The following is a 6,127-nucleotide window of genomic DNA, read 5'->3' as shown; positions in this document are numbered from 1 at the left end:
CTATAGGGGCGGGCCCGGATCTAGGGGCGGGCGACCCGGGAAGGCGATGCGCCCAGCGCTCCCGGACGGGCCTGGACGGCGTCGAAGACATCGCCTCCCTCTGGCAGGGGTCGGCGCAGGGCGGCCTTGATGCCCGCCAGGGTTCCCGCCGGCCAGGCCGCCATCCGCCCTGCAGCCTCACGGGCGTGGTCGAGGACCCCGGCGTCGGGGACCAGGGCCCAGGCGAGGCCCAGCCGGTGGAGGTCGCTTCCGCGCATCCGCCCGGCGCCGAGGGCGAGCTGGGCGGCCACGGACTCCGGGGCCCTCAGCCTCAGCCAGGCCAGGTTCATGGGGGCGTGCATGCCGATGGCCGCCTCCCCCACCGTCAGCACCGCGTCCTCGCCGGCCACCATCAGGTCCGAGGCCAGGGCGAGGGCGGCGCCAGCATTGATGGCGTAGCGCTCAAGGGCGCAGATGATCAGGGCGGGGCAGGCGTAGAGATCCCGGTGAAAGCCCGTCCAGTCCGCCGCCCAGCCTGCGCCACCCCGAAAGAGGTCGACATCCAGGCCGGAGCAGAAGGTCCCGCCCTCGCCGCGCAGCAGGATAACCCGCGCCCCACCGGCAAGGAGTGCGGCCAGGCCTTCCCGCAGGGCGGCGGCGGACCGGGGCGCCAGGGCGTTGCGCCGATCCGGTCGGTTGAGGACAAGCTCGCCCCAGCCCTCGTGGAGGGCGGTCAGGACCGGCGCGTCGGTCACTGTGGCGCGTCTCTTTCCAGGGCCTCGAGGTTGCGGGCGTGGCCCGCCTCATCCAAACGGTAGAAGGACCAGGTGGAGATGGAGGCCAGCAGGAGCACGATGACGGTCGGCAGGTAGAGCCAGCCCACCTGGGTGATCAGCTCCATGGTCCTCTCGCTGGGTTGGGCCTTGGTCGGAAAGGCTACGGCGGTAAGGATCAGGCCCGGGATAAGGGCGGCGATGGCGTTGACGATCTTGCTGGGCAGGCTGTCGGCGGTAGTCAGGAGCCCCTCGGCGCGCCGCCCGGTGCGGACCTGCACCTCTTCCACAATGTCGCCGATCATAGAGGACGCCAGGATGTAGCCGGCGATGGCGCTGACCGCCTGTACGAAGGTAAAGCCAGCGAGCACCCAGAGCAGGGCCGGGGTCCCGTTCAGCTGAAGCACTCCGATCAGCTTGAGGAACATGGGCGTATGGCCAAAGACCACGCTGATGAAGAACAGGGCCATGGCCGCCTTTTTCTTGCCGTAGCGCCGGGCGAGGCCCGGAGCCAGGATCCCTCCGAAGATCGGCCCCGGTAGCCCCATCAATGTCAGGATGAGGATGTCCTGGGCCTTAAGCTCCCAGAGGTAGGTCTGGAAGTAGAGGCCCAGGCCCGCGGCAATGCCGAAGGCCAGGCCGGCGATCACCTGGGCGGAGAGGGCGACCAGGAAGTTTCGGTTGGTCAGGGTGACGAGGGCGTCGCGCCAGTCGTCCCGAAAGGTCCGGCCGGGCTCGGGCGCGCGCTGGTGGAAGCCGGCGGCCTGCTTCTGGGTGCCCAGGGTCATGGTCAGGCCCGCCGCCAGGAAGATCAGGACAATGGCGATGGACAGGGGCCCGTAGCCGTCGGCGTTCAGCTGCCCGACCGGGTGCTCGGGAGTCTTCCTCAGGAAGATGCCGTAGATCAGAATGGTCGCAAGGGCGGTGCCGAGGGAGCCCAGCATCCAGCGATAGCCCAGGAGGACCGTCCGGTCATGGTAGTCGGGCGCCAGTTCCGGGGCCAGGGCCCCCGACGGGATCTCGTAGAGGCTCCAGGCCAGGTTCACGAACAGGCCCGTGCCGAGGATGTACCAGAACATGGCGGAGGCCTCCCAACCGGGGGGGTGCCAGCGCAGGAAGAGGGCCACCGGGACCAGGAACATGGCCAGGTAGAGGAAGGGATGCCGCCGGCCGATCCGGGAGCGGAACTGGTCCGACCCGTGGCCGATCAGGGGGTCCCAGAACCCATCGATGAAGATGACGGCGGAGATCGCCAGGCTGACGATGTGGGGCGGGACCCCGACCACCTGGCTGTAGAAGAACATGGCCAGGCCGCCGAGGGCACCATAGGCGCCGTTGGCTACAGAGCCGACGCCATAGAAGGCCTTGGTCCCGAAGGAGAGGGGCTTGCGGAAGCCCCGGGCAGGCGCTTCGTCCTCGACATCCTGAACGGCCATACCGTCTCCCGTCCCTGCGGGTTCGCGACCGGGTCTGCGCCTGGCCGTTCCTTCCCCCGCGATGACCAGAGCATGACGCGGGGAAAGTTTTGTCAAGCTGGGATGGCCCTGCAGGCACCCCCAAACGCAAACGGGGCGCACGGTTTTCACCATGCGCCCCGCCGAGGGAAGCCCAGGCGACGGAGGACCGCCGCCGGGAATTCCGGATCAGAAGAACTTGTACTGGAGCTCGATGCCGAAGGTCCGGGGCGGGGTCAGCGGATAGCTGCTGGTGACGCCCTGGGTGACATTCAGCTGAGGCTGGCCAATCAGCGGGTTCTGGTAGATGGAGCCCGCCCGACGGCCGGCGCCGGCGCCGCCTTCGTAGCCAAGGGTGTCGGCCAGGTTCTTGCCGTAGACGATGACCTTCAGCTTTTCGCCCGGGACGACCCAGGTGACGCGCGCGTCCCACTGATCCCACGACGGCGACTTGAAGTAGTCGCGCTGGAAGATGGCACCGTACTGTTCATCCCGCCAGGAGTAGCTGACCGAAGGCGTGAAGCTGCCCATCGATTCGGTTTCGAGGGTGTAGTTCACGTTCAGCGCCACCTTGTTCTTGGGGGCGTTCGGCAGGGGGTTGCCTTCGAGGTTCTGGCCCCGCTGGAAGCCACCGTTGGGCTGGCCTTGGGTGTAGATGTCCGTCGCTCCGGTGGTGACCGTGGGGCGGGCATCCTTGTCCAGGGCGGCCGGGTCGGCCGGATCAATAACGCCGTTGGCCTTGGTGACGTGAGCGTCCAGGTAGGAGTAGTTGAACAGGATCTGCAGGTTGTCGATCGGCTGCCAGATCGTCTCCAGCTCGAAGCCCTGGGAGATGGCCTCAGGCACGTTGTAGAAGATCGACTGGGCCTGGGCGAGACCGCCCGAGGTGGAGGCCACCGTCAGCGGCACCTGAGCATTTTCGTACTGGTAGTGGAACAGGGCGACGTTGGTCTGAAGGTTCGAGAAGTTCTTCTTCAGGCCGATCTCGAAGGAGTCCGCGAACTCGGCGTCCGTCTGGGGCGAGCCCCCCAGGACGGTGTCGATGCCCAGGCGGAAGCCGCCAGCCTTGTAGCCTCGGCTGTACCGGCCATACGCCATGGTGTCGGAGTCCGGCTCCCACTGGATACCTAGGGTACCCGTGGTGGCCGACCAGGACTGGTCGTAGGTGCGGTGCGCCATGCCCGTGGCCGGGTCATAGCTGGTGTAGCTGCTGACGCCAGCCGGCAGGGGCGTGCCCGCCGCCGGGGCGCTGACCACGGAGGGGGTCTGGGTCAGGTCGACCACCGGGACGCCGCCGGGGATGGCCGGGTTCAGCTCGGGCTTGGCGTAGCAGGAGGCCACGGCGAAGCAGAGCAGGCGGACATCTTCGAAGCCTTCCTTGTGGTCGTCCGAATAGCGCAGGCCGACCGTCAGCTTCCAGGTTTCGGTGAACTGCCAGTCGATCTGGCCGAACGCCGCCTTGGAGGTGATGTCCAGGTGCGGGTTGTTGTCGTAGATGCGACGGTTCGGGTTCGGCGCGCAGGCGTTGTTGGTCTTGCCGCAGAAGGTCGACGGCAGGCCGAAGGGTCCGGCCACCTGGGGCTGATCAGCCATGGTGGTGTAGACCGGCTGCTCGTAGGACTCCTTGTACAGGTAGGCACCCACAAGCCACTGCAGGGCCCCGTCGCCATTCGACGACACGTTCAGCTCGTTGGAGAACCAGCGCTCGTCTTCCTGGTAGTTGAAGACGTAGCGCGGGTTGATCACCAGGCCGCCCGGGATGGTGTAGGAGGTGATCGGCGCGGTGTAGTCCACCGGCGTCGGGCCATCGAGGTAGTAGTGGTAGCGGGTGCCACCGCCCACGTACTTCACGTCGAAGGCGTCGAAGCTGTACGTGAACTCCGAGGCGAAGATGTAGGTGTCGCGCAGGGCTACCTTGTAGGGGACGGTCGAGGCGATCTTCCGGGCATCCGTGCCGGCCGGGTTCACGCAGCCCATGGGCGAGGCGTTCACGACGTTGGTGGCGATGCCGTAGCAGCCATAGCCGGGGTTCAGGACGATGGCCCCGTTGCCCTGCTCATAGGTCGGGTAGGTGCTGGACTTGGTCCAGGTCTGGCGGGAACCCGGGCCGCCGGCGCCATTGTCCCAGTTGATGGTCGACAGCTTGACCCAGCCCGAAAAGCGCTCGTTGAACTCGAACTTCAGCTGGCCCTCGATCATCATCGTATCGATGATGTTGCCTTCGTCGGGCATGCCGGGGACGATGTTGTCGATCCAGCCCTCGGTCTGCTTTTCACGGTTGGCGGCGAGGCGGAAGGTCACACCCTCGATGCCGGTCGGGCCAGAGAGTGCGCCCTCGACGGTGTAGTGATTGTAGTTGGCCAGGTTGACCCGGGTCTCGGCGTACCAGTCTTTGGTCGGACGCTTGGACAGCACGTTGATCGCGCCGCCGATGGAGTTCCGGCCGTAGAGGGTACCCTGCGGTCCGCGCAGCACTTCGGTGCGGTCCACGAACAGGGGGGTCTTGCCGGCCTCGACCGTCGAGGAGGTGTAGATGCCGTCCGAGTAGATGGCGACAGCGCCGTCAGCGCCGTGCACGTTGGTCAGACGACCGACGCCGCGCAGGCTGATCCGGTCGAGCTGGCTGGAGTACTGCAGGCCAGGCGTGAAGTTCGTGATGTCGGCGACGGTGTTGATACCGATCAGGTCGCGACGCTCGGATGTGAAGGCTGTGACGGCCACGGGCACGTCCTGGAGGCTCTGTTCCCGCTTTTCGGCGGTGATCACCAGTTCCTCGATGGTGTTGTTGTTCTGCGCCGCAGCGGCGGTCGCGAGGGTGGATGCGACGAGTGCAGTCGACGCGAGCAGGAAAAACCTAGAATTCATTGTTCTCTCCCCTACGGCCCGGAAGGCGGACCGCCTGTTTTCGTTATTGGACGTTTTTTCTTGAAGCGCCTCTCCGTCGTCAAGCCTGATTTCGCCTTGGACGGATTTTTGGACGGGAGGTGAGGCGGATTAGTCGCAGGTCAGGACGATCTTGCCCACGTGGTCGCCGGCCTCGAGGGCGGCATGGGCTTCGCCGGCCTGTTCCAGGGGGAATATCCGGTCGATCACGGGCCGGAACCGGCCGTCGATGATCCAGGGCCAGACGACCGATTCGACCGCCGCGGCCAGCCGGGCCTTCTCGTCAGGTGCCCGGGGGCGAAGGGTCGAGCCGGTCACGACGGCCCGCTTCTGCATCAGCCTGAAGATGGGCAGTGCAACCTCGGCGCCGCCCAGGGAGGCGATGAAGACGATCCGTCCTCCGGTCCTGAGGGCGTCGAGCTCGCGCCCGAAATAGTCGCCCCCCACCATGTCGAGCACCACGTCGGCTCCGCCCTCGGCCTTGACCCGCTCGCCGAAGTCTTCGGCGGTGGCGTCGATGGCGATGTCGGCACCCAGCTCCCGGGCGCGGGCCGCCTTGACCGCCCCCCGGGCGGTGGCGATCACCCGGGCGCCGGCGGCCCTGGCCATCTGGATGGCGGTGACGCCGATACCCGAGGTCGCCCCGTGGACCAGCAGGGTCTCGCCAGCCTTAAGGGCACCGTGCTCGAAGACATTGGCCCAGACCGTGAAGATCGTCTCGGGCAGGCCGGCCGCCTCGACCAGGGTGAGCCCGGCGGGGACCGGCAGGGCGTGGCGGGCGTCCACCGTGGCGTACTCGGCGTATCCGCCGCCGCCGAGCAGGGCACAGACCCGGTCGCCCGCACCCCAGCGACCCGCGCCCTGAACGACCTCGCCCGCGACTTCCAGGCCCAGGGTGTCCGGGGATCCGGGCGGCGGCGGGTATCCGCCCATGCGCTGCAGAAGGTCGGGCCGGTTCACGCCCGCGGCCGCCACGCGGATGAGGATCTCCCCGTCCCGGGGAACCGGCCCGACCTTCTGCAGCGCATGGGCGGATAC

4 protein-coding genes are annotated in these 6,127 nt (G+C 67.4%); all 4 read right to left on the bottom strand.

Going from position 1 to position 6,127, the window contains the following annotated elements:
* Positions 1-20 precede the first annotated feature (20 nt).
* The 4 genes from WCJ52_RS10875 to WCJ52_RS10860 all read right to left on the bottom strand — a co-directional run bounded on the left by WCJ52_RS10875 (position 21) and on the right by WCJ52_RS10860 (position 6,112).
* Positions 21-734 (bottom strand): enoyl-CoA hydratase/isomerase family protein, encoded by a 714-nt coding sequence (locus WCJ52_RS10875; protein ID WP_336903328.1) that lies wholly within the window; start codon positions 732-734, stop codon positions 21-23.
* On the bottom strand, positions 731-2,188 hold the full coding sequence (locus WCJ52_RS10870; protein ID WP_336903327.1) for an MFS transporter: 1,458 nt from the start codon (positions 2,186-2,188) through the stop codon (positions 731-733). The genes WCJ52_RS10875 and WCJ52_RS10870 overlap by 4 nt, the downstream gene beginning before the upstream one ends.
* Positions 2,189-2,395: 207 nt before the next feature.
* On the bottom strand, positions 2,396-5,071 hold the full coding sequence (locus WCJ52_RS10865) for a TonB-dependent receptor (RefSeq protein ID WP_336903326.1): 2,676 nt from the start codon (positions 5,069-5,071) through the stop codon (positions 2,396-2,398).
* Between the two features lie 129 nt (positions 5,072-5,200).
* Positions 5,201-6,112: an NAD(P)H-quinone oxidoreductase gene (locus WCJ52_RS10860; protein ID WP_336903329.1), complete on the bottom strand. Its 912-nt coding sequence runs from the start codon at positions 6,110-6,112 to the stop codon at positions 5,201-5,203.
* Positions 6,113-6,127 lie beyond the last annotated feature (15 nt).

Origin of the sequence: Phenylobacterium sp. (assembly GCF_037138395.1) — a bacterium.
GTDB lineage: Bacteria > Pseudomonadota > Alphaproteobacteria > Caulobacterales > Caulobacteraceae > Phenylobacterium.
The sequence above is the reverse complement of the archived record's forward strand: the minus strand, read 5'-3'. Positions and strand labels throughout refer to the sequence as shown.

Excerpts from the sequence above, each read along its gene's own strand:
- WCJ52_RS10870 (WP_336903327.1), bottom strand. The coding sequence starts at position 2,188 with ATGGCCGTTCAGGATGTCGAGGACGAAGCGCCTGCCCGGGGCTTCCGC.
- WCJ52_RS10865 (WP_336903326.1), bottom strand. The coding sequence starts at position 5,071 with ATGAATTCTAGGTTTTTCCTGCTCGCGTCGACTGCACTCGTCGCATCC.